General features: G+C 39.7%; 15 protein-coding genes. 11 read left to right on the top strand and 4 right to left on the bottom strand.

Annotated elements, in window-relative coordinates:
* Nucleotides 1–11 precede the first annotated feature (11 nt).
* The 4 genes from FBB35_RS08075 to FBB35_RS34430 all read right to left on the bottom strand — a co-directional run bounded on the left by FBB35_RS08075 (nt 12) and on the right by FBB35_RS34430 (nt 2,340).
* Nucleotides 12–395: a holo-ACP synthase gene (locus FBB35_RS08075; RefSeq protein WP_174709223.1), complete on the bottom strand. Its 384-nt coding sequence runs from the start codon at nt 393–395 to the stop codon at nt 12–14.
* Nucleotides 371–1,267, bottom strand: coding sequence for an acyl-ACP desaturase (locus FBB35_RS08070; RefSeq protein WP_174709222.1), 897 nt, complete (start codon nt 1,265–1,267; stop codon nt 371–373). The genes FBB35_RS08075 and FBB35_RS08070 overlap by 25 nt, the downstream gene beginning before the upstream one ends.
* Before the next feature lie 78 nt (nt 1,268–1,345).
* Nucleotides 1,346–1,621 (bottom strand): hypothetical protein, encoded by a 276-nt coding sequence (locus FBB35_RS08065; protein ID WP_174709221.1) that lies wholly within the window; start codon nt 1,619–1,621, stop codon nt 1,346–1,348.
* 509 nt (nt 1,622–2,130) lie between these two features.
* Entirely contained in the window at nt 2,131–2,340 is a 210-nt protein-coding gene (locus FBB35_RS34430; RefSeq protein ID WP_254625857.1) for a hypothetical protein, read from the bottom strand.
* 358 nt (nt 2,341–2,698) lie between these two features.
* Here FBB35_RS34430 and FBB35_RS34425 point away from each other — a divergent pair, with 358 nt between their 5' ends.
* The 11 genes from FBB35_RS34425 (at nt 2,699) to FBB35_RS08005 (ending at nt 25,202) form a co-directional block, all read left to right on the top strand.
* Nucleotides 2,699–2,998 (top strand): ISAs1 family transposase, encoded by a 300-nt coding sequence (locus tag FBB35_RS34425; RefSeq protein WP_368041840.1) that lies wholly within the window; start codon nt 2,699–2,701, stop codon nt 2,996–2,998.
* An 808-nt stretch (nt 2,999–3,806) separates the two neighbouring features.
* Nucleotides 3,807–5,579 carry a fatty acyl-AMP ligase gene (locus tag FBB35_RS08050; RefSeq protein WP_174709220.1) on the top strand — a complete coding sequence of 591 codons (1,773 nt, stop codon included), beginning with the start codon at nt 3,807–3,809 and terminating at the stop codon, nt 5,577–5,579.
* A gap of 105 nt (nt 5,580–5,684) precedes the next feature.
* The gene (locus FBB35_RS08045) at nt 5,685–11,342 is read left to right on the top strand and encodes a beta-ketoacyl synthase N-terminal-like domain-containing protein (protein WP_174709219.1); all 5,658 of its coding nucleotides are present in this window, start codon (nt 5,685–5,687) and stop codon (nt 11,340–11,342) included.
* A 239-nt stretch (nt 11,343–11,581) separates the two neighbouring features.
* Nucleotides 11,582–16,771 carry an SDR family NAD(P)-dependent oxidoreductase gene (locus tag FBB35_RS08040; RefSeq protein WP_174709218.1) on the top strand — a complete coding sequence of 1,730 codons (5,190 nt, stop codon included), beginning with the start codon at nt 11,582–11,584 and terminating at the stop codon, nt 16,769–16,771.
* A 72-nt stretch (nt 16,772–16,843) separates the two neighbouring features.
* Entirely contained in the window at nt 16,844–17,818 is a 975-nt protein-coding gene (locus tag FBB35_RS08035) for a fatty acid desaturase (RefSeq protein WP_174709217.1), read from the top strand.
* Nucleotides 17,815–18,759 (top strand): ACP S-malonyltransferase, encoded by a 945-nt coding sequence (gene fabD / locus FBB35_RS08030; protein WP_174709216.1) that lies wholly within the window; start codon nt 17,815–17,817, stop codon nt 18,757–18,759. Before FBB35_RS08035 ends, fabD begins: the two co-directional genes overlap by 4 nt.
* Before the next feature lie 82 nt (nt 18,760–18,841).
* Complete coding sequence (locus FBB35_RS08025; RefSeq protein WP_174709215.1) at nt 18,842–19,831, top strand: fatty acid desaturase; 990 nt, start codon at nt 18,842–18,844, stop codon at nt 19,829–19,831.
* 176 nt (nt 19,832–20,007) lie between these two features.
* Nucleotides 20,008–20,421 carry a hypothetical protein gene (locus FBB35_RS08020; RefSeq protein WP_174709214.1) on the top strand — a complete coding sequence of 138 codons (414 nt, stop codon included), beginning with the start codon at nt 20,008–20,010 and terminating at the stop codon, nt 20,419–20,421.
* Nucleotides 20,422–20,680: 259 nt separating this feature from the next.
* Nucleotides 20,681–22,054 carry an HlyD family secretion protein gene (locus FBB35_RS08015; protein WP_174709213.1) on the top strand — a complete coding sequence of 458 codons (1,374 nt, stop codon included), beginning with the start codon at nt 20,681–20,683 and terminating at the stop codon, nt 22,052–22,054.
* 33 nt (nt 22,055–22,087) lie between these two features.
* Entirely contained in the window at nt 22,088–24,031 is a 1,944-nt protein-coding gene (locus tag FBB35_RS08010; protein WP_174709212.1) for an ATP-binding cassette domain-containing protein, read from the top strand.
* 64 nt (nt 24,032–24,095) lie between these two features.
* Complete coding sequence (locus tag FBB35_RS08005; RefSeq protein ID WP_174709211.1) at nt 24,096–25,202, top strand: ABC transporter permease; 1,107 nt, start codon at nt 24,096–24,098, stop codon at nt 25,200–25,202.
* Nucleotides 25,203–25,286: the final 84 nt, after the last annotated feature.

Genomic DNA, 25,286 nt, shown 5'->3' with positions numbered 1-25,286 from the left:
AGTCGCTGCAATCATGGCTGGGGAGAGATAGCCACAACAGTAGACACATAATCCCCACTGTGAGATATGGAAAGGTGAACAGTCCAACCTTGAACCTGAACATGCTCTGCCAGTGAGCCGTAAAATTCAAAGTAAGGTGCGTAACAGGAATTATGTCGCACTTCTACATCTGTCCAGTAGAAATTAGGGGCCATTGCCAAAGCCTTAAACAAGGCTTCTTTAGCTGAAAAAGTACCTGCCATACTTTGGAGAGGGTTTTTACTTTGGCTGAAGTAAAGGCACTCAGTGTTTGTAAAGAAAATGCCTGGAACTTTCAAAGCTTCAACTGTTGTTAGTTCTGCAATCAGTTGAATATCGTGTCCCAGTCCAATTAACATCCCACCAGTTCCAGCCATGTCTGCTCAACTTCAGCCGCAGAGTTTACCTGAATTCCTGTAATTTGTCTGAGAGCAGAAAAGATCAGACTTTGTTTGCGCTCAATATTGTCTGGCAGAACCATCTCATACTTGATGGAATCCCACCAGTTGACGTGAGAATCTCGCTGCTCAAGATGTTGGCGGTTACTACCATAAAGTTCGCCCCCTTCTCGCACAAACAAGTGTGCAACAGCAAATGCGCCTTTGGGTGAGTACTCTTTACTATCAACTAAAGCTTTGGCAAAACTTATGAAGTATGTCATATGCTGCGATTCATCAGCAGCAATTTGCTTAAATAACTTTTTCAATCCAGGGTCTTGAGCAACACTAGCACACCAAGAGTAGTTAACCGTAGCTGTAATCTCTGAAATCGCTAATAATACTAGTGTTCTGAGCATGTCATCGTCAGGAAAAATCTTCCGAAACTCAATGACAGTCTCGTCACTGACAGGTTCTAGACTGAGTAAAGTCGATAAGCGATTAAGTGTGGTTTCGTGAAAGCTTTCTTCCTCATTCCAGTAACGGCTCCAAGTACTACAAGCTTGCATAATGCTTGCTAAAACTGGATTGCCATCTTGCCAACGACGACACTCAGCATCAGCCAATCTAGCCAAGCGATCGGCTCCTGGCTTAGTAGTCAATTCTGCACGTCCAGCATTCCAGAGATTAGCTTTGTCAAATTTATTCACAGCCTCCAGGTTAATTGCACCAATCATTTCCACTGCACTCCATCGGCGCTTTTCATGGAAATAGTGTTGTTCCCATATTAAATCAACTAAAGAGCTTCGTTGCTCGGCAACAATTGCATATAAGTTACTGACAATATCAGATCGAGAAATTGTATTTACCATAGTGAAGATATTTGAATTTAATCTTTAAGTTTTAGAGATTGTTTGAAAAGCCTTGTTTAGATTTAAAATTTATCATTTTTAGGTCAATGTATTAACTGTATCAGCTTCATTTAAAAATGCTTCTAATACATCTGAAATAGGTGTATCAAGAGAGAAAGCTGGCAAACGTATTTGGACTCCATACTGCTTTTTCAGCATATTCGCAGTTTTGGCGAAAACCTCCATCAGATCGATGCTGTTATGTAGGAGATCGGAACGAGCAATAATCGCCGATAGCGTCAAGTCATTTTCAAAAATTTCTGCAATAGATAAACCAACATTTTGGGCAAAAATCTCACAGATATAGTCTTTCAAGATTTGAAACTCCTTTGTTGCGATATTACAGTAAGTTAAATGCTGTGAGTTACAAGTTTTACTTATAGACTAATAGAAAATTTGACGTTTATATGCTATCGATTACATACAGTAAGCTCAAATTAGCACATTTAATAAAGTTTTAGCTGCGTATTTATACTAAAGATGAGTTTCCATGTGTCCAATACGGTTCGCATAAGCAGGGAAAGTTATTAAAATTTCTCTCCCCCTGCTCAAGAACTGTTCGCCTCGACTTTGTTAACCGAACCGTATTGCCACCTCCGACTTCCGACTTATGAATGCTTTACAATGCCGTTGAAGATGGCCGAAGTTAGAGAGGTTTTCACTCAGACATTATGGCTGTAACAAAAACTACTAAGTTATTCTAAGTAAAACCACCCAGCAATAGTCCTAACCATACTTCTACCATCGGCATTTGCAACACACGTTGCAGTTTAACTAAAGAAATCTCATCTTTGACATTTATTCAGATGGTTAGTGATCGCGCTCTACCATTTTTGGACATCCTCATCTGATGCCAAATTGCGGACATCTTCTAAAGTTGTCACCTCCTCGATCATTGCAAAAACATTCGCTTTTTCAACAGGTGCTACTACAGAATCACCCTCCTGGTTAGGAGATGAAAATTGGTGTGGGCCGTGTGGTTTAAAGGTTTGTAGTGTTTGCGGTTCAATCAAATCATCTAAATCTAGGTGCATTGTTGTCCGCACTAAACCAGCAAAGAGATGGGCGCTAACAATTGGCCCCTTTGGGTTATTATGATCGCGAGTATCTTATATTCTGAGCCTGAAAGATAATCATCCCACACTGCATCAACAAGTCAAAAACTGGTTTGGGGCAGCACAATCCATTGGATTTGAAGGTAGCGATATCAGCATTAGTCAGCGTATCGAGAAAGGGCATAATCGCATTGAAAAGCGTACAGTTTACACTGTACCTATGTCCCAGATTCCTGGACTTTATCAACTAGATTTATGGGTAGGGCTAAAAACAATTGTGATGGTAGTACGTTCGATTCAGCATTGGAATAAAACAACACAAGAGGTGTAATTTTACATTACTAGTCTCGTCAGTGATGCAAACAAAATTGCTAGTGCAATTCGCCAGCATTGGGGAATAGAAAATTCTGTTCATTGGACATTAGATGTTACCTTTCATGAGGATGAGTCCCGAATTCGTTCTCTGTACAGCCCACAAAACTTTGCTTTACTACGTCGTATTGCCCTGAATGCATTAGAGCGAGAATCATCTTTTCGTCGCAGTATTCGCCAAAAATCACGACGAGCAGCTATGAACGAGCGCTATATGCTTTCTGTGTTGGCTGCGGCTCTCTCAAACTCAGTACCTCTGCCATAATCCCCCTGTCAATAGGGTTTAAGACGCGCTAACCCTGACGTTTATACTCGCTTTCAATGCCACCAACAGGTCTTTAGTTTTGGCCTTACAAAAGTTAGTAGGCTAAAAAGTTTTGAAAATTGATCAAAGAATAAGGTTTTCAGTCGATGTTGCTGTTTCTGGGGTGATCGCGTAACATAGATTTCTAGCGATGTTTGTTCCTAATTACGGTCGATTCGCTCAATTTTGTTGATGATTCAGATTTATAAAGACACAAATACTTATTATTTATTCCATAAAAGTTTCAACTCAAGTTGAATAAATAAATGTAAGTATTTTCACTAGCTTGTCAGTGCTACGATAAGCTGATTCTTTCGCAAACTGCATTTACTAGTAAGACAATGAAAAAACGAAAAGATGAAAGATAAACAAAAGAGCCTGAAAGATATCGATTTTCTCACTGAACTTACTCCTAGTTAGGGGGTGAAATAAGCAGTGATGGAGAAAGTTACGTTAAAGAATTGATCGCTAGGAATAAAAACTGTACCAATCGTAGGTTCTTAAATTTAAGAATCTGAAACCTTGGTTGTACCGTACTCGTTTACAGTACCAAGCAGATTCTAGTTTTATGTATAATTGCCTCTGAAATAAGTGACTAATAATTAGTAATTGATTGCTGCGATCGCTATATTGGTTACAACAGTTACTAGGTTTTAATCCGTTCCTCATAGTGAATGAACTAAAAAACTAATTTTTAGTTCACAGATTTGTATGCCCAATGGCAAAAAGCAATTAATCATTCTACAAACTAAATGAGGCATTTCAAGTTATGACTGAAAGAATTATCAATGCAGCTACCAAATTTTCAAACTATGTAGAAATTTTAAATGTCAGAGCATCTTTACAAACAAACGATACAGCATTCGTCTTTATTAATTCACCAGAATCAAAGCTGGAAGTAACTTTTGGACAGTTGCACACAAAAGCTGCAGCCATAGCTGCAGAACTGCAAAAATACAATCCTGATGGAGAAAGGGCGCTATTGTTATATCGTCCGGGAATTGATTTTATCGTTGCCTTTTTTAGCTGTTTATATGCCAAGGTAATTCCAGTACCTGTGCATCCTGTACGTAATCAAAGAGAAATTTCTCGCCTCAGTGGAATTGTAGAAAATGCACAAATTAAATTTGTACTAACAACTGATGACTCTATTGTTGATTTTCAGAAGATTTACAGCGAAATTCCCTATATCAATAATGCACGGTGGATAGCTACAAACTCCCAACTAGAAGCAGCTAGTTGTGACTGGAAAATGCCAGCTATTCAAGGCTCTGATATTGCGTTTCTGCAATACACCTCCGGGTCTACAGGACAACCAAAAGGTGTGATGGTGACGCATAGTAATCTCATTCATAATCAGCAAGCCATTAAACAAGGATTTCAACATTCTCAAGAAACCATATTTGTTGGCTGGCTACCGCTATATCACGATATGGGTTTAATTGGTAATGTTCTCCAACCCCTATATCTAGGAATTAAATCTGTACTCTTTCCTCCCGTCAGTTTTTTACAGTCGCCTGCAATGTGGTTGAAAACTATCTCAGAATATCGGGCTACTACTAGCGGTGGTCCCAACTTTGCTTATGAATTGTGTGTGAATAAAATCACCGATGAAGAAATTAAAGATATCGATTTATCTAGTTGGAAAATTGCATTTAATGGTGCTGAACCTGTAAAAGCTAATGTGGTCGAAAGCTTTATTAATAGATTTAAAAAATATGGCTTCAAAGCGGAAGTTTTTTATCCTTGTTATGGTATGGCTGAAACTACTCTGTTTGTTTCTGGTGGAAATCCCCAAGACAAACCTGTGTTGCTTCCAGTAGATGAACAAGAACTAGAAAATCATCGCATCAAGGTTGTAGATAACGACACTAAAAAGGTTTTAGTTGGGTGTGGGAATGTTCATGGTGAGCATGATGTTCGCATCGTGAACCCAGAAACTCATACGCTTTGTAGTCCTAGTGAAATTGGTGAAATTTGGATTGCTGGGGGTTCAGTTGCAGCCGGATATTGGAACATAAACCAACAAACTCAAGAAACTTTTCAAGCTTATCTCACCACAGGAGAAGGTCCTTATCTGCGGACTGGAGACTTTGGCTTTTTTGTAGAAAGGGAATTGTTTATTACAGGTCGCTTGAAAGATTTGATTATTATTCGGGGATTGAATCATTATCCTGATGATATAGAAAACACTGTTGAGAAAAGTAATATTGCAATCCGTCCAGGGGGGGCAGCAGCGTTTACAGTTGATCTCAATGATGATGGAAATGCAAAGTTGGTTGTGGTCTGTGAAATCAAAAAAGATATGCTCAACAAGGTTGACTATAGCCACCTATTAGCAATTGTGAGAAAAAATATCTCTGATGTTCATGGGTTGAGGTTGCATGATTTGGTGTTAATTTTGCCTGGAACTTTGCCAAAAACTTCTAGTGGGAAGAAACGCAGAAGACATTGTACAACTCTATATCCACAAAATGGTTTCCGCGAGGCTGTTGCTAGACAAGTAGTTGCAGTTGAGAAGCTAGAAAGTAAGTTGGGTTGATGTCAGGAAACCCAACAAATACCTCGTCGTTAATGTTGAGTTTCACTGCGTTATACCAAACCTACAGATGATTTTCAAAATCTATTATTGACAGCAATATCTACAATGAATAATATCTATCAAATTGAGGATCGGTTACAAAATAAAATTGCAGCAATCCTAGAAATACCTCCTGAAGAAGTCTATTTATCTTTTTCACCTAGCGAATTGGGATTTGATTCTTTAAATTATGTGGAATTAACTACTTTTCTGGAAGGTGAATTTAAAATTCCTGTAACTCCTGATCTGCTGTATGAATGTCATACAATTACTGCTTTGGCAGAGTTTATTCAGCAGAATCTACAGCCAAGTTTAGAAACTAGCACTAAAGAAGAAGGTGCTGTTGCTGTAATTGCAGAGGAGACATCAACTTTAGCTGATGTTTTGGAATATGAATCTTCCCCTCAAGATATTGCAATTATCGGTATTGGTGTATTATTACCGCAAGCTAAAACCTTAGAAGAATTTTGGCAGTTATTGACAGCAGGTAAAGTTAACATTACTGATTTTCCGGCTCAACGTTTACCCCAGAAGACAGAGCAAACAAATCTCTTACAATCTCCAGAACTTTCTCCTTTCCTCAAAGGTGGATTTATAGCAGATGTCGAGTGTTTTGATGCTTGTTTCTTTGGCATTTCTCCACGGGAAGCCCAATTAATGGATCCGCAGCAACGCATATTTCTCCAATGTGTGTGGCACGCTCTTGAGAATGCTGGATATCGCGCTTCGGAGTTATCGGGTTCTAAGACGGCGGTATTTGTTGGTGCTTCTAACTTTGATTATTATGAGATGTTGTGTCAGCAGGAAAACTCCGTAGAACCGCACTTGGGTACGGGTGTGAGTCATGCTGTACTGGCTAATAGAATTTCTCACTTGTTGAACTTAAAGGGGTCTAGTGAAGCAATTGATACAGCTTGCTCAAGTTCATTGGTAGCGATAAATCGGGCTGTGGAATTATTACGGTCAGAAAAATGTGATTTAGCGATCGCAGGTGGTGTTAATGTTATCACTTCTTTGACATCCTATATAGTCTTTTCTAAGGCGGGGATGTTAAGTAAAACAGGTGAGTGTAGCCCTTTTGATGAACGCGCCAATGGTTATGTTAGAGGTGAAGGTGCAGGGGCACTGTTATTAAAACCCTTGGCGAAAGCTGAACGCGATGGTGACTATATCTATGCTGTTATCAAAGGTGTGGCAGTGGGACACGGCGGCCATACCAATTCCTTGACTGCACCTGCTCCCGAAGCTCAAGCAGAGACGATTTTAGCAGCTTATGCCGATGCCCAAGTTAGCCCTGCTACCCTTGGTTATATTGAAGCACACGGTACTGGCACAACCTTGGGCGACCCGATAGAAATTAACGGACTGAAGAAGGTTTTTGCCACTGTTGAGACTACCCAAGATTGTTATATAGGTTCTGTCAAGAGTAACATCGGACATTTAGAAGCCGCAGCCGGGGTGGTAGGAATATTAAAAACTATCTTGGCGTTGCAAAAAGGTATAATTCCTGCCAATGCAAACTTTACCAATCTGAATAAGTATATCCGTCTGGATAATTCTCCGTTGCAGATTGCCGCAAAACAAGTTAATTGGGAACGCCAAACAACCGCTACAGGCAAAGAACAGCCACGTCGAGCCGGGGTGAGTTCCTTTGGTTTTGGCGGTATGAATGCTCACGTAGTTCTAGAAGAATATTTAGCGCTTCCTCGACACATCCATACATCAAATTCATCTCAGCCGCAGTTAGTTGTATTGTCTGCCAAATCAAAAGAAAGACTAACTGCCTACGCTCAAAGCATAGTTGTATTTTTGTCACAACAAAATAGCTTCTCCTTAGCAGATATAGCTTACACCTTACAAAAAGGCAGGGAAGCTATGGAGTATCGTCTGACTATTGTGGCAAACACACTTGAGGAATTGGGTGATTCTCTGCAAAACTTTATCAATGGGAAGCTAGAAGACACTAAGACTTTTGTGGGTGATTCTAGTCATCGCCAAGCCTATGAAGAGCTATTTGAGAGTCCGCAAGAACTAGAAGAGCATTTGCGATCGCTAGCTCAAAAACCAGCATATTCTAAGTTGGCTAAGTTGTGGGTAGGAGGATTAAATATCGATTGGGCTAAGGTATTGCCTAGAGATTATTCCCCTGCCGTTGTTCCCTTACCTGGATACCCATTTAGCCTTGATAAGTATTGGCTTCCTGAAACAAACACCGCACCAGCTACGACTATCAAAGTATCTGCAAAAGAACACATCAGCCTGCTCATACCACAATGGCAGCGTCAAGCATTACCCAAGGATGCCCAGGTTGTTTTACAAGGTACAATCATTGTCTTAGCTAGTGATGATACCAAACCTCTGATTGATACTCTGCAAGCACAGCATCATCATGCAACTTTTGTAGTGGCGGAGAATTTAGAAAACCCCTCTCTTTTTAGGGGAGAGGCTTTGAATTTTCCCCCTTCCTTTGTAGGAAAAGGGGTTACGGGGTTAGGTCAAGAGAACAATGTTCCAGATGACGTGAAAAGTCATACCTACACACAAATCACACCCCAGCATTATCAATTCTGCTTTGATAATGCCGACCACAGAGCTAGATTTAACAATGAGATATCATCCTCACATATCACAGGTATTCTTGATTTAACCGCCAATAGTCAGTCTATTTTAGGCAACATTGCCTTACTGCAATCTTTATTAAACACCCGCAAACCACTGCGTTTAATACAAGTTACCCAAGGGTTACAAAACATTAACGGGACATCAGCTAACCTGCGTGGTGCAAAACTGACGGGGTTATTCAAGATGTTGGGCGCAGAATATAAGTCTTGTTATGCCAAGACCATTGATTTAGACCCCAACAACTCAGATTTAGCAGCTTTAAGTCAAATTATTGCCCAAGAGTATCAGGACTACGATCAGTTTACCGAAATTTGTTACCGAGATGGCGATCGCTTTGTCTCTACCCTCGCACCTCTGAACTATAAACCCAGCCAGTTGCAGAAATTACCACAGGGAATGGTTGTGATTACTGGCGGTACAGGTGGTATCGGTAATGAAGTTGCTCAACATTTGGCGCGTCAAGGTTATAAAACCCTAGTTTTAATGGGTAAAACTACATTACCCCCCAGAACACAATGGGAAGAAGTCATCGCAGCACCGAATGCAAACCCCGCAATTGCTAGCAAAATTACCAACATTCTTAACCTAGAAAAACAAGGCGTAACCGTAGAACTCCATACTGGCGAATTAACAGATTATGCTGCCCTAGAAGTCTATTTCCAAAACATTCGCCGTCAATATGGACGAATTACTCAAGTATTCCACTGTGCAGGCTGCGTTTCCTCAGAATCACCAGCTTTCTTGCATAAAAACTTAGACAGCATTATTTCTATATTGTCTCCCAAAACTACTGCTCTGGAAGTTTTACACCGCATCTTTGAGCATGACAATTTAGAAGCATTCGTCTTGTTCTCATCCCTGTCGAGTATTGTACCTAAGCTAGCTGTAGGTATTAGTGATTACGCAACAGCTAACGCCTACATGAATTACTTCGCTGCTTACCAAGTAGCCCAAGGCAATACCTACTACCGCGCTATTCAGTGGTCAAACTGGAAAGAAGTCGGAATGGGACAGCTAACTAGTCAGCCAATGACCAAAATAGGACTTGTACCTTTGTCAACAGCCGTAGGTTTGCAGTCATTAGATACTATCTTGGCTTTACCCCCGCAAATCCACACCGTAGCGTGTCTGGCTAGTCAAGAACAATTAAATGTATCAGAATTGCCCCTAGTTGCAAAGGAACAGACTACGCCGAAAATCCAGCCAGTATCATTACCAAAACAAAACTTTCCCACTGATGGCAATGCTTTGAAGACTTACGTTTTAGAATCATTAAGCCAAATCCTATCCCGTGAACTCCACATTGCCTTAGACCAAATCAAGTATGAAACCTCCTTTGAGGCTTTGGGTGTTGATTCTATTTTCTTAGCTGGTATCGTCAACAAAATCGACCAATGGCTGGGAATGAAATTAGACCCATCACTGTTATTACAGTACGATTCCATATCACGCCTAGCAGAACATCTCATCAGCCATCACCACGACCAATTAGAGCAAAAAATACCAGTAACACAACCCCAAATAGTAGAAATTCCACCTGTACCTCTATCCCCTCTCTGCGCCTCTGCGCCTCTGCGTAAGCAAAATCCCCAAAATTCATCTCAAACGGAAATCGCCGTCATTGGTATCGCCTGCAAATTCCCAGGTGCAGCCAACAAAGAAATCTTCTGGAACAACCTAGTAGCCGGCGTTGACAGCATCCGAGAAGTACCCAACTCTCGTTGGGATATCGAACAACATTACACTAGAGAATTGACATCAGGTAAATCAATCAGTAAATGGGGCGGTTTTATTGACGATTTAGAATACATTGACCCCGCCATGTTTGGTGTATCTCAAAATGAAGCAAGTGATGTTGACCCCTTAGTGCGCCTATTTTGTCAAAGCTGCGTGGAAGCGGTGGTAGATTCTGGTCACACCATCAAAGATGTAAACAAACGCAAGGTCGGAGTATTTGTTGGTGCTAGGGTAGCAGGATATGGCGATCGCATTCAAGTCCCCAAAAAATCCAGCGTTGTTGGTGTAGGACAAAACTTTATCGCTTCCCATGTCTCCCATTATCTCAATCTCAAAGGGCCGAGTCTGGTAATTGATACGGCCTGCTCATCTTCTCTCATGGCTATCCATCTCGCCTGTCAAAGTTTACTACAGGGTGAATCAGAAATGGCTTTAGCTGGTGGCGTGGAAGTTCTCTTAGATGAAAAACCATATCTCTTCCTCAGTGCAGCACAGGCTTTATCTCCCGATGGTAAATGTTTTACCTTTGACGAACGCGCCAATGGATTTGTCCCTGGTGAGGGTGCGGGTTGTGTCTTTCTCAAACCTTTAAAACAAGCTTTAGCTGATGGCGACCCCATCTATGCAGTAATTGCCGCTACAGCTGCTAACAACGATGGTCATACAATGGGCATCACTACCCCCAGTGTAGAAGGTCAAGTGGAAGTTATTGAAACAGCACTGGCAAAAGCCAACCTTTCAGCAGAACAAATTAGTTACATCGAAACTCACGGAACTGCAACTATGATTGGCGACCCGATTGAGTTGCGAGCCTTGTCCCAGGTGTTTACCGGGGTGGGGACAGAAAATCGCTGTGCTGTGGGTAGCGTGAAGACCAATATCGGGCATTTACTAAGCGCGGCTGGGGTGGCTAGCTTCATCAAAGTAGCATTGTCACTGCACAATCAAGTCATCCCCGCATCACTCAACTGTCAAGAGGTGAATCCCCGCTTTGACTTTGCCGATTCACCTTTCTATCCAGCCCAAACAACCCAACTCTGGAATCAAACTAATCCTAAATTTGCTGGTATCAGTTCCTTTGGTTTTGGTGGAACTAATGTACACACCATTCTCTCTGAACCACCAAAATTAGCAGTGAAACCAGGAGCAAAATTACTCAGCAAGGGTTTTAGTAGCAGCAAAATTCGGGCTTGGTTGCCAGCCGCTCAATCGGCAACTTCTTACACCATGAATGTGGAAAATATTGAACAGTTAGCACAACCCCCTCGGCGTTCCCTGTTGACCTTGGAATTGCAAGAGACTCACCAGTCTTTGCTGATATTGGAAGATGTAGTAACCAATGTAGTTAAAGAGGCGATCGTTTAGGGACTTCCAATTAAAAAAATCTCCAATTTGTAAGGTGTGTTATGCACTATTGTCCTAACACACCACCAACCCTCAAAGAATGGTAGATTACGCTCCCCCTCTACTCTTGTATTATTTTTTTTAATTCGTATTACTTGCGTAAAAATACTGAATTTAGCTAGATATACATAAGTTCTTCTTTTCAGACTGAATATTAAATAGCAAAGAAAAATATCTTTCCCCTACACTCCTTATCATTTATGCAAACTGCACAAATAATTGGCAAATTTACAATTACAGATAATGATTATTTCGTTCGCGATCACAGAGTTGATGGTATTCATATCATGCCTGGTGTCACATTTATAGACATGATTTTTAAAACTTTAAAAGCCAGGTCTTTTGATATTGAAAATCTAGAATTGCGGAACATCATGTTCCTAGAACCAATTGTGACAACTGCCGATTTTGACCGGAAAGTGGAAATTCACATCTCACCCAATGGAACTGATTGGGGAATAGAAGCCACCAGCACTAAATGGAAAAATGGTGAAGTAAAAGACTCTTCTATTACTAAACATTTAACCTGCCAATTACTGACCAAAGAATTACAAACTAAAAATATTATAGATATATCAGTCCTCAAACATAAAGCAACTCAAGTTGTCGATTTAGATGCCTGTTATGCCATCACCCGCAAAGTTGGTATTGACCACGATAATTTCATGAAACCTAGCGGTAAGGTTTATGGTAGTCTTTATGGTTGCTTGGGTGAAGTTTCTTTGTGTTCTATCGCCTTGCAGCACAGTGATGATTTCTTGTTCCATCCTGTGTTTCTCGATTGTTCGACTATTGTACCGCTTTTTTATTCAATTCCTTATCAAGCGACAGCCCAACTTTATGTTCCTTTTTATATTGAATCATTTTCTGGTAGACCTTTAACAGGACGCAGTAATTGTTATGTATACGTCGATCAGCCCGATCAAGTTGAACTAACCAAGGAAATTGGTTACAGAAGTTTTGTAATTTGCGACGAGTATGGTAATCAACTAGCAACATTCCGTAACTTTGGCATTAAAAGAGTTCATAATATTGAACTTATTAGAAGACTGGCAAAGTTAGAAAGAAAAACAGAAAATACTATCTTTGCTTATCAACAACAAAAAGCATATCAAGTTTTAACAACTCCAGAACCAAAAGTAAAACATTTAGTTGAGTCCATAATAAAACTAGTTTGCAAATACACTAAACAAAACTTTACAGATGATTTGTTAGAAGTATCATTCTTTGAATTAGGGTTAGAATCAACTGCTTTATTAGATATTTCTCACGAGTTAGAAAGGCTGTTAAATATTCACCTTTATCCAACGATGCTGTTTGAGCAGCCTACTGTTTCTAAATTGGCAGAATTTATATGGCGCGAACATTCTGAAGCAGTACAGAAATATCTTCATACTCAATTAAATACTGTTGATGATACACCTCAACAAATTGTTATTACTCCAGAACCGAGTGTGGAATATCTGGTAACTTCTATCAAAAAACTAGTTTGTAAATACACTAAACAAGATTTTGCAGATGATTTATTAGAAGTATCATTCTTTGAATTAGGGTTAGAATCAACGGCTTTATTAGATATTTCTCACGAGTTAGAAAAGCTGTTGAATATTCGCCTTTATCCAACGATGCTGTTTGAGCAGCCTACTGTTTCTAAATTGGCAGAATTTATATGGCGCGAACATTCTGAAGCAGTACAGAAATATCTTCGTACTCAATTAAATACTGAACATAGCATTGTACCTACAAATTTAAAGCACGCTAATTTACGTCCCAACAAAGTTACAGAAAATGGACACAGCGAAACAGTAAAGCTTCATGATTTATCTTTCACTACAAAAGAAAGTGAACTGATTTTCATCCCTAAATGGCAACCGACAAGTATTTCCATATTCAACCAACAATCATTCAATTATTTAAAGTTTGACCAAACTAAAGCAGCTAAAACTCTGATTGTGACATGGGGTGAAAATTTACAAATATTGCAGTTGTTACTGAATTGGCATGGTTCAGACAATAGCCACATCATTACAGTTGGTAATTTTTATCAAAATTGGCAAAATTGCACTGCTCAAGTTAGACATGACCAATCACAAGACTGGGATAAGCTTTTAGAACAATTAACAGATATCTCTCAAGTATATTTCCTAACTGCACCCGAAAAATCTGAGCAATTATTGAGTCATAACTATGCTTTTCACTTTATCAAATCTATCATCAGAACTGGATTAACTCAACATTCAATTGAGTTTAAAATTATTACATTGAATGTTGTACAAGTTTTCTATGCTGAAGAAGTTCAGCCTGATAATAGTGGTCTTTGGGGATTGTGGAAATCTTTTTCCAGAGAGTATAAACACTGCACTATTACTTTCTTGGATTTAGCAGCGTCTGAAATTGAAGATGCCTTAAGAAAAGAGAATACTGTCTGGTTAGAAAATACCTTTAAGAATGAATGTATATCTGGCAATGCCTTTGCAGTCCGTCAACAGCAAATATATTGCCAACGCCTCTACAATTTAGCTCCAGTCTTCAGAGAAGGGTTATCAAAATTTAAACCCAATGGTACTTATTTAATTATTGGTGGTACAGGTGGATTAGGTCTTGTTTTAAGTGATTATCTGCGTACTCAATATTCAGCTAATATTGCTTTATTAGGTCGCTCACCAGCAAATGATAATTTATTAGCTAAAATCTCCCATCTAGGGAAATATGATGAAAATGTAATTTATCTACAAGCTCATTGTGATGATGTCAATGAACTGACTAATGCTATTACTCGAACCAAAGATAAATTTGGCAAACTAGACGGCATCATTCACTCAGCAATGGTACTAAATGATAGCTTGTTGGTGAAGATGTCAGAGGCAGATTTTGCGGCTGTACTACAACCAAAGGTAACAGGTGCGATCGCACTTAATCAAGCCACTCTTAACGAAGAACTTGATTTGATCGTTTTCTTCTCTTCTCTACAGTCTTTTGTCGGCAATATTGGTCAAAGTAATTACGCCGCCGCCAGCACTTTTCTTGATAGCTACGCTAAATATATGCAACAAACACGAAATTATCCGGTATGTGTAATTAACTGGGGATTTTGGGGTGAAGTAGGTGCCGTAGCTAATGATAAGTATCGAGATTTAATGCTACATCAAGGCATGGACTCAATCAACATTGCAGAGGGAATGGAGGCATTAGAAACAATTCTAGCGATGCAAATTCCCCAAGCTGTAGTCGTGAAAGCTAAGAGAAATATCCTGTTACAAATTGGCTTAGATCCTCACTTAATGCTTGAGCAAAGACCAATTACAGAAATACTATCAAATCTTGCACCACTAACTATAGATCATGCAGATTTTTTCACAGCTAATCATCCACCATTACTCAAGTTTAAGCAAGGCTTAGATCAGTTAATGGCTGCTGCGGCTACTGGGTTAGTAGGAATTTTGCAAAATCTGGGTTTATTTGACCACCAAGCAGCATCCTACAGGATTACAGAAGCTATCAAATCAGCCAAAATTATTGATGAACACCATCATCTATTTGCAGAAATTTTCCAATTCCTGGTACAAGCTGGTTATTTATCACAACAAAATCACTACTTTTCTGCAACAGTAGAAATACAATACCAAGGTGAATATCATACATTGACTGAATTTGAAAATGCTGCTAATCAAATCCTACACACTGAGCCAGAACTCAAACAATACTATCAGTTACTGTACACTTGCTTAAAGAATTACGAAGATATTTTATTAGGTAAAATCGCAGCTAATAATATTGTCTTTCCTAACTCTAGTTTAGATTTAGTTGAGGGAGTCTACAGTGGTAACTTAGCTTCTGATATTTATAATGAACTTGTTGCTGCTACCCTTGTTAATCAAATCAAAGCTAAGTTCAACGGTAAATCTCCAGAAAAAATCAAAGTTTTAGAAGTAGGTGCGGGAACAGGTGGGACAACTCGCTATGTAATTAATTCACTAGTTGCTCATAATATTGCTGTCGAGTATGTATACACCGATGTTTGGTTTAAACTTTTAGAACATGGTCGAGAAAAATTTGCTAAAACTTACCCTGGAATGCGTTTCTCTGTTTTAGATATTTCCCTAAATCCCGAAAAACAAGGTTGGCAAGAACAATTTGATTTTGTCATTGCTACAAATATCCTGCACGCCACCCCTAATATTCGTGAAAGTCTACGCAACGTTAAGCAATTACTCAAGCCAACAGGTTGCTTAATCTTTAATGAGAGTGTCAAATCACAGAATTTCTCAACTTTAACATTTGGATTACTAAGAGGTTGGTGGAATTCACAAGATAGAGATTTGAGATATCCGGGATCGCCTCTTTTACAAGAAGCAACTTGGCAGAGATTAATGAGAGAAGAAGGTTTCTTTAATCTGCAATCTCTAGTTCCTACCTCTAGCGATAAAGAAGATATTCTCGTGCAGCAGGTGTTTGTAGCTAGAAGTGACGGACAACTCTTAAAAGTATATAGCAATCAAGAAATAAAAGTAGCAATTACTAGAGAACATGAGATAGTTAACAAAGATGTAATTCATCCCAGTATTCGAGAATATTTACAGCCAATCAATCTACATAATACCTATGGCTGTACTCGGCAAGAATTTGCTTGTATTGATAGCTATTTTGATAAAAATAGTTGTCTTTGGTTATTCTTAAATGCTGCCAATGGCAATGCTTTATCTATCGAAGTGCTGGATGAACTATTAGATATAATTGCAGCTTTATCTAAAGAGAAATCATCGTTAAAGATGCCCAAAATAGTTTATATTTCCCATCATGGTAAGTATTTCTCTCTTGGTGGCGATCGCACTCTCATTTTAGAATATTTAAAACAGCAAAATCCCACTATACTGAAAAAATTTGCCGCTAAAGTTCAGCAAGTAATTCACGGATTTGTCTCTTTAAATGCTCTAGTTGTCGCCGTCATAAATGGTGCCGCCCAAGGTGGTGGCTTAGAAATGCTCTTGTGTAGTGATTTTCAGTTTGTTGATACCAACGTCAAGTTAGGTTTACCTGAAGTCAAATCAGGTTTAATTCCTGGTATGGGCGGCATGAGTTTCCTAAAGCAGCAAATAGGATTGCTACAAACTAAAAAATTGGTACTAACTGGAGAGCTAATCAATGCCCAAACAGCTTATGAAATTGGTCTGATTTCTCATGTTAGTGATGACCCATTTATTGAGGCATTCAAGTTTTACAAAACCATCGACAATTTTGACACTGCTATTTACCTGAAAAAATTTCTTGACCAAGGTAAGAGCCAAGCACTGATTCAAGATATTGACTATTGGGTAGAATATCTTATCCAAAAAGGTGAATGGGTCAATCAAAAAAGAATATCCGCATCTCTACGGATAGTTAATTCCTAAAAGTTTCTTATCAGGGCTAAAGCCCTGATAAATCCTAACAACTTGACATTAAAATATACTAAGGAAATTGACATGAGTGTTGCAATAGAATCACAATTAACTTCCAAGCCTAAAAGACAAAAATGGTTACGCGCTCCCTCAGCACGGGAGGCAGAAATTAGAAAAATGTGTGCTGCTAATGGCTTACTACACCTACTTTATGGCTCACCATATATAGTATTGTATTTCGGATTAATTTCCCTGATTTTATTCATAGATAATCCTTGGATTGATTTTCTGTTAGCACTTGGGCTAGGCAATCAACTCTATGTCTTATTTATTTTGCATCATGATTGTATGCACGGTAGCGCCTTTAAAACCAAATGGTTAAATACATTATTTGGTCGTCTTTATGCACTGTCATTCACGATGACATTTACAACCAATAGAGAAACCCATAAACGTCATCATAATTTTATTTCCGATCCAGAAAGAGACCCAGATGAATATTATTTTTCTGGTAAACTCAACCAAATTTGGTTGAGAATTTGGAGATATTATGAATGGTATACCAAGATATCTTTGACTTGCTATGGCAAACAAGTCAGTTTGACGGTGATTATTGAACAAATAGTTAATTTGGCTTTTTGGGTAGTCATTCATGCCGTTTTAATTTATTCCGGTATGGGAATAAAAGCACTGTTTATTTTCTGGATTCCTTTAGCCTTTGTTGCCTTAGTGATTAATCCGATCACACGGGGTTATGAACACGCTCCCTTAACTCTTTATGAAGGTGACGATCCTCAAAAAAGAGATATGCAGAAAAACGCAATTACTATTGATAACTTTTGGTTAGGTTTACTCTGGGCTGGTATTACTTACCATGTCGAACATCACGCTTATCCAGAATGTCCATTTTATCGATTACGTAAACTACACGAGATTTTTCAAGAAGAAAAAATGCAGTATTATTGCGCTCCTTTTCCTCTGTATCAAATTCACAAAGGAGCGCAACTTACAGAAGGTTTAACTTGCAATCAAGTACCAGTAGAAGAGGTAGTAGCATGAACACTGCATTTGTATTTCCTGGACAGGGCGCACAATATGTTGGGATGGGTGTGGAAATTGCCGATCGCTACCCCGAAGCCAAAGTATTATACAATTGCGCCTCGAATGTACTCGGTTTTGATTTATTGCAAATGTGTCGTGATAGTTCCCCAGAACTGTTACAACAAACAGAGAATGCTCAACCTGCCATTTTTGTCACTAACTTAGCTTGTCTAGCGGCGGCTCAAACCCAGTTCCCTGAACCAAAATTTCTTGCTGGTTTAAGTTTGGGAGAGTACAGCGCACTAGTCGCAGCCGGCGTGATGGAATTTGAGGATACAGTCTTTTTAGTACAGCAAAGAGCCATCTTTATGCAAGAAGCCTCTATCAACCGAGATACCAAGATGGCGGCGATTATCGGTCTGAATGCCGACATAGTAGAAGCTATCTGTCAGCAGGTGAAATCAATAGGAGTGTGTCAACCGACTAACTACAATGCACCTAATCAAACCGTCATCGGTGGAGATGCGAGGGCGGTAGAACAAGCAATGACCTTAGCTGAACAAGCAGGCGCGACAAAAGTAGTGCAATTAGCTGTTTCTGGTGCATTTCACACCCCTTTAATGCAGTCAGCCGCCAAGCGTTTAGCCGGAATCTTAGCAACTATCAACATTTGTACCCCTCGCATCCCTGTGATTTCTAACGTCACCGCCCAACCCATCACCACAGCTGAACACATCCGTTTCTTACTCATCCACCAAATCACCCTACCAGTGCGGTGGATGACCTCTATTCAACACCTTGCTAATCATGGTGTGGATACCTTTATCGAGTTCGGTCCTGGTAAGACAATCTCAGGACTAGTGAAACGGAATTTTAACCAAGCTAAAACCCTCAACGTGGAAAATAGCACCTCAATGAACGAAACACTAGAAACTTTCCAAGGACTAGTAGGGATATAGGGGTATAAGAAAATATTTACCTCAAAAACATATCAAGTTTCCTCCTTACACCCCTACCATTTACACACAAATAAGGATACTTATGACAACAACACAAACAATTCGCAGACCCGCAATTCCCGCCGACTGGTATAAACCCACAATTTTAGGAACTACTGGGTTTATTCTCTACGGACTGATTTGGTTTTTTGTCCCAGCATGGCTATGTTATGTGGTTGTCACATCAATTGATTTTCTACCACTAAAAATAGCTTTAATTATTCCACTAACTATCATAACTGGATATGGTATTCAGATGATGGGTTTTATTGGTCATGATGGCTTTCATCTAGCACTACATCCTAACAAATTTGTTAGTGCATTAATTGGTCTTTTCTTTGCATCTTCAGTCTTAACATATTGTGATATGGGTGCAATGATGCGACATTGGAGTCATCATCGATTTACAAATCAAGCTTCTGACCCTGACATTGAAATACTCACACCTTTAACAACATGGTGGCAAAGATTATTTTTTGCCAGATTATTACTTAACTATCATCATTTTAAAATAACTTTGAATACTGCTTTAGGTCGTCCTTGGCCATTTCCTTACATGATGCCATTTCAGATGTCTACTGTGCGTATTCTTTGTTGGATGAACTTTGTATTTGCTTTGTTATGGATTGGGATTTATTTAGGAATAGCTGTATACAATCCCATTGCTGGTTTATTTTCTATCGGACTACCAATGCTTGCATTGATGCTAATCTCTGGATGTCAAGCCTATCTCGATCATGGTGGTCTTGATGATAATCCATTTCATAATGCCTGGAGTCGTACTTCTCCCTTAATGACAATCCTGTTTGCTGGCACTAATTTTCATCTGGAACATCATCTATATCCAGGCGTTCCTTGTTACAGATTGCATAAGGTTCACCAACTTTTGCAAGAGAATGGCACTTATGCTGCAACTCAAGCCTCTATTGAACCTTCGTTTTTCCGTTCCTATATGAACATAGCTGCAAAATATAATTCCAGCTCTCAAGATAGCAGCTTCGATCCTTTTGAACAGGCTGTTGAATCTGTTTGATGTATAAGCATCTGTAGAGATGTGGCAATTTAACGTCTCTACAGATCCATAAAGTTAACTAAATTTATGAAACCTGAAACTAATTATTGTCAAAAATAATTAACAGTAAAAATTTACATTAATGTTTGCATAATTTTCATTAATTTACTTGAGTATTATACAAAAGGAGATGCGATATGTCCGAGGAGGTAATATACATTGTAGGGAATAATTCCACGATTAGAAAAGGTATTGAGCGCATCGGGTTAAGTATATCGGAAGAGGAAATCAATGCCCTGAGATTTGGCAAGACTATTTCACTGGAAGATAGAGGGTTAGGGGAACTTGGTTCACTATTTCTTCTGGTGTCAGCACTATCTCAACCCCTATTAGGGAAACTCCACAAAACTCTTACTTTTCAAGATTTATTAGGAAAACTGACAGATTTTGCTCCTTGTTCAGGAGTACCGATTTATGCTTGGAATACTGAAGATGCCAGCAGATGTTATCTATATCTGACGATGATAGAAGGTAAACCTGCTATTCGTTTAGATAATATGTCTCTAATTAATTCTACCGACTCTTTAATGGTAGAGTCGAATTTAGCCTAAAAACGCTTGCCCCTACATCCTTTTTCAAGCCAGTTATTTACGAAAAAATCTCACAACCCAACATAAAAATGTCACTCTTTTACGCTATGCCCTCTTTCAAACTAAAAGAAAATAAAGTTTGAGGAGCTTAATTTTTCTTTACTTAATTCTGTTTAATTGTGCATATCTACTTATAATAATTGCATTCCATTTAAAGTAGGATATAGTTTGAAAAATCAGGATTGCTATAAATATATAAAACTATTGATTTCAATTGATAATGACTAAATCTATATCCACGAAATTTACAGGAAATGAGGATCGGGCCCAAGAACCATTCTCTAAACAGGAGTATCGGCAAAAACCAATTCGTCTCATATTGGCATTAGGGCTGATATTAGCAGGTGGTATTGTTTACATCATCCGGCATAATCAGCCCCAACAAACAGCAAATATACTGAAGCTGAGTGGGCGGATTGATGGTTACGAAACTGAGATTGGGGTAAAGCGTTCGGCCAGAATTGAATCAATTAGTGTACGAGAGGGAGTAGCAGTCAAAAAAGGTCAACAGTTAATCAAACTTGATGACAGTGACGATCAACTCTTAAAAGATCAATTACTTTCAGCCGAGGCTAAGATTGCATCCGCCCAATCGGATGTAGAGCAAGCACGCTCGAATGTAGAGCAGATAACAGGTGAAGTCGAAGAGATGAAAAACCGGATTGGAGAAGCTCAATTAAATTTGCAGCAATCTTTTGGTGATACCCAAGGCAAGATTGAGCAAGCAAGATCGAATGTAGCGGCTGCTAGATCCCAACTAGCCCAAGCCCAAGCACAGGTAACACAAGCAGAGGCAGAATTGAAGTTAGCACAGGTAAACCGCGATCGCTATGCCCAATTAGTTAATGATGGTGCTATCAATAGACAACAATTCGACCAAGCCCAAACTACTTTAGATACAGCCATAGCCACCCTCGCCGCCTATCAAGCCACAGTTCACGCTGCCCGCGAACAATTAAACGCTAGCCTCGGTAGTTTCACCCAAGCCAAAACTACAGGCTTCAACCCCAGCATTCGTAATAGCCAATTAGCCGCCCTCTACAGCCGGGAAAAGCAAAGCTACTCCCAAATTAAAGCCGCACAAGCACAAGTCAAATCGGCTCAGGCTAAAGTTAGAGACGCGTTAGCCACCAAACAACAAATCTACACCCAAATTAAAGACTCTCAAAAAGACTTAAATTTGCTCAGTCCTCTAGATGGCGTAGTCATCGCCCGTAGTGCTGAACCAGGAGCAGTAGTCAACAATCAAACCAAAATTCTCACGATAGTCGATCCTAAAGCTTTATATTTACGGGGTTTTGTGCCAGAAGGTGATATTGGTAAAGTACGAGTAGGACAGCAAACTAAAATCTTTCTTGATTCTGCTCCCAAAAAACCGCTAGAAGGGAAAGTAATTTCTATCGATCCGCAAGCCTCATTTACACCAGAAAATATTTATTTTCAAAAAGATAGGGTTAGGCAAGTCGTTGGGGTGCGGATTAGCATCGAAAACCCAAGCGGTTGTTTTCAACCAGAACAACCATACACAGATTCAGATTTGCCCTGCGCCAAAATTGGTATGCCTGGGGATGCGGAGATTAAATTGCGGCAATAGGGGACTGGGGAAAGGTAAATTCAGTAATGACTAATGGCTATTGACTTATCGGTTGAAGTGATCGCTGTTCGCGGTTTATATAAATATTATGGTCAGCTAGCGGCTGTCCGGGGTGTTGATTTTACTGTTAATCAGGGGGAAATGTTCGGGCTGATTGGCCCTGATGGTGCGGGTAAGACTAGCACTTTTCATGTTTTGAGTGGAGTGATGGCACCTTCGGCGGGCGAGGTGCAAATATTTGGTCAATCTGCACGGGATACTCGTTTGAATACGGGCTATTTGACACAGCAATTTTCTCTGTATTTAGACTTGAGTATTGATGAAAATTTGCGCTACGCTGCGGGATTACGACAAGTACCAGAGGAATTGTTGCAGGCACGCCGTAATAAATACTTACGATTGATGAATTTAGATAAATTTGGCGATCGCCTTGCGGGGCAACTTTCCGGTGGGATGAAACAGAAGCTGGCACTATGCTGTGCTTTGGTTTCGCAACCCCGGATTTTACTATTGGATGAACCCACTACAGGGATTGATCCAGTTTCCCGCCGGGAGTTTTGGGATACACTGGCGGCGCTATCTGCTGAAGGTATGACTATTGTTGTGGCTACACCCTATCTCGATGAAGCAGAACGCTGTCATCGCATAGCTTTAATGTACAGTGGTCAAATTCAAGAGATTGGCAGCCCTGAAGCCTTGCGTTCCAGTTTAGGTCTACATCGCTTAGAAGTTCACACATCCAATTTAGAATTAGCTGAACAAGTTTTATTGCAGAGTCAGACTAGTAATATTGTCGATGTGCAAACCTTTGGCGATCGCTTGGATGTTTTAGTAGAAGATGTAACCTTGGGGGAAACTCAAGTTAAAAAACTACTACAAAACTCCGTCAACGTTAAGTCTGCTGCACCCACCCTAGAAAATCTTTTTGTTACCCGTCTTAGACAACAAGGTTTAGCACCCTCATATTATTCTTTTCCTCGTTCTCGATTGAGGGGAATGGGGAGCAAGGGAGACAAAAAAGACAAGGGAGATAAGAAAAAATATTCTACCTCATCTTCAAACCTTGCCATCTTCGCTCATAATCTCAGCCGTGTCTTTGGAAATTTTCAAGCAGTCAAAAGTGTCAATGTCGAAGTACGTTATGGCGAAATCTTTGGACTTTTAGGCGCTAACGGTGCGGGGAAAACCACCACGATTAAAATGTTGTGTGGGTTGTTAGCAGCCAGTGGTGGTAAAATTGCCCTTGGTGGTGAAACGGGTAACTTACGCAGTGCAGAACTCCGCCAACGTATCGGTTACATGAGTCAGAAATTCACCCTCTACGATGACCTTACAATTTTAGAAAACCTAGAATTTTATAGTGGTGTTTACGGCATTCCTCCCAAACTCAGACGTGAGAAAATTGATTGGGTAATTGCTACCTGTGGGTTAGAAGGACAGGAAAATATGATCACCGGACAGCTACCCGGTGGCTGGAAGCAAAGGGTAGCCTTTGGTGCTTCTGTAATGCACGAACCAGATATTTTATTTCTAGATGAACCAACTTCCGGGGTTGATCCTTTGGCTCGTCGTCAATTTTGGAAGCTGATTAATGACTTTGCCCGTAACGGTACAGCTATTTTAGTTACAACTCATTATTTAGAAGAAGCAGAACAATGTAACCGCATGAGTTTCATGGTAGCTGGAGAAACCGTTGCTGAAGGTTCACCCAGTCAGATTAAAGCCTCCCAACCCGGACAACTCATAGAAATCATTGTCCAACAAAACCAAGCCGCGTCAGACTTGCTCAAACAGCATCTTGAGCCTTGGCGAGTGGCGATTTTTGCCAATAGTTTACATATTGTGCTCGATCGCCCTGATGAGGAAGTTCCCCAACTACTGCAATTGCTAGAGTCTCAGGATTTCACAGTTCAGTCCTTGCGTCCGATTCCCTTCTCTTTAGAAGATGCCTTTATTGGTATAGTCCAGCGAAGTTAGTAGGAGGTAGGGGACAGAGGAAGAAAACTTCCCAATCCCAATCCCCAGTCACGAATCTTGGTATATGCAAAAAATTATTGCCCAGTGTCAAAAAGAATTAGCCCAGTTTCGCCGCGATCGCTTGACGTTGGCGTTAGCATTTTTATTACCGACGCTCGCTTTGCTAATTTATGGGTTTGCACTCCGCTTAGAAAGCTCTAATATCCCCTTGATTGTGCAAGATTTTGACCGGACAAATCTTAGTAGTATTTACATTGAGCGTTTATATGCTACTAACCAATTTATACCGACACAATGGGCAAAAACGGACTCTGTAAGTAATGCTATTGACCGTGGTATTGCCAAAGCTGCCGTCATTATTCCCCCCAAATTTAGCCGCGATATTCAAGATCGTAAAAGTACCACAGTCCAGATATTAATTGATGCTACAGATGTTAATAATGCCCGTGTGATTAGAAATGGTATTCAAAATGTGACTAACTTTTTTATTCAAGAGCAAGGATTAGTCACTTTAACGAATATTATCAAACCGCAAATCCGCCTCTGGTTTAATCCCGGTCGTTTAGAATCACTTTTTTTTGTGCCAGGAGTGTATGGTGTAGTGTTGTGGATTTATCCGTCTTTGTTGACTGCGATCGCAATGGTACGTGAAAAAGAAAGAGGTACAATTATCCAAGCCTATGCTTCTAATATTAGTGCAGTTGAATTTCTCTTAGGCAAAGGATTAGCTTACCTGCTAATTGCAATTACGGAAGCAGTATTAGTCATGGTGATAGCGTCACTAATTTTTAAAATTTCTTTAGTCGGAGACATTATCAATCTATCACTAGGAACTCTACTATTTCTTATAGATAGTGTGTTATTTGGTCTGCTTTTGGGAACACGTAGCAGTGACCAAAACTCTGCCGTTCAAGGAGTTACTTTAATAGGTTTTGTTACATCATTAATGCTCTCTGGTTTTATTTATCCTCTCAGTAATATCCCTTTCCCCATATCACTTGTACCTAACATTATTCCTGCACGCTACTACATGGAAATTACCCGCGATGCATTTGTACGAGGAATTGGTTGGCGAGGAACTTGGTTTAACTTATTAATGCTAGCTATATTTGGATTAATATTATTTAGAATCTGCCACAATATGTTAAAAAAAATGCAACTACCACAGTAGAAAATGTAGGGTGTATTAAAGCAACGCTTAAGCACCACCATCATCCGGTTCGTTACGGCTAATTTCTACTCTCTTTAACGCTTA

This window comes from Nostoc sp. TCL240-02 (assembly GCF_013343235.1).
Classification (GTDB): domain Bacteria; phylum Cyanobacteriota; class Cyanobacteriia; order Cyanobacteriales; family Nostocaceae; genus Nostoc.
The sequence above is the reverse complement of the archived record's forward strand: the minus strand, read 5'-3'. Positions and strand labels throughout refer to the sequence as shown.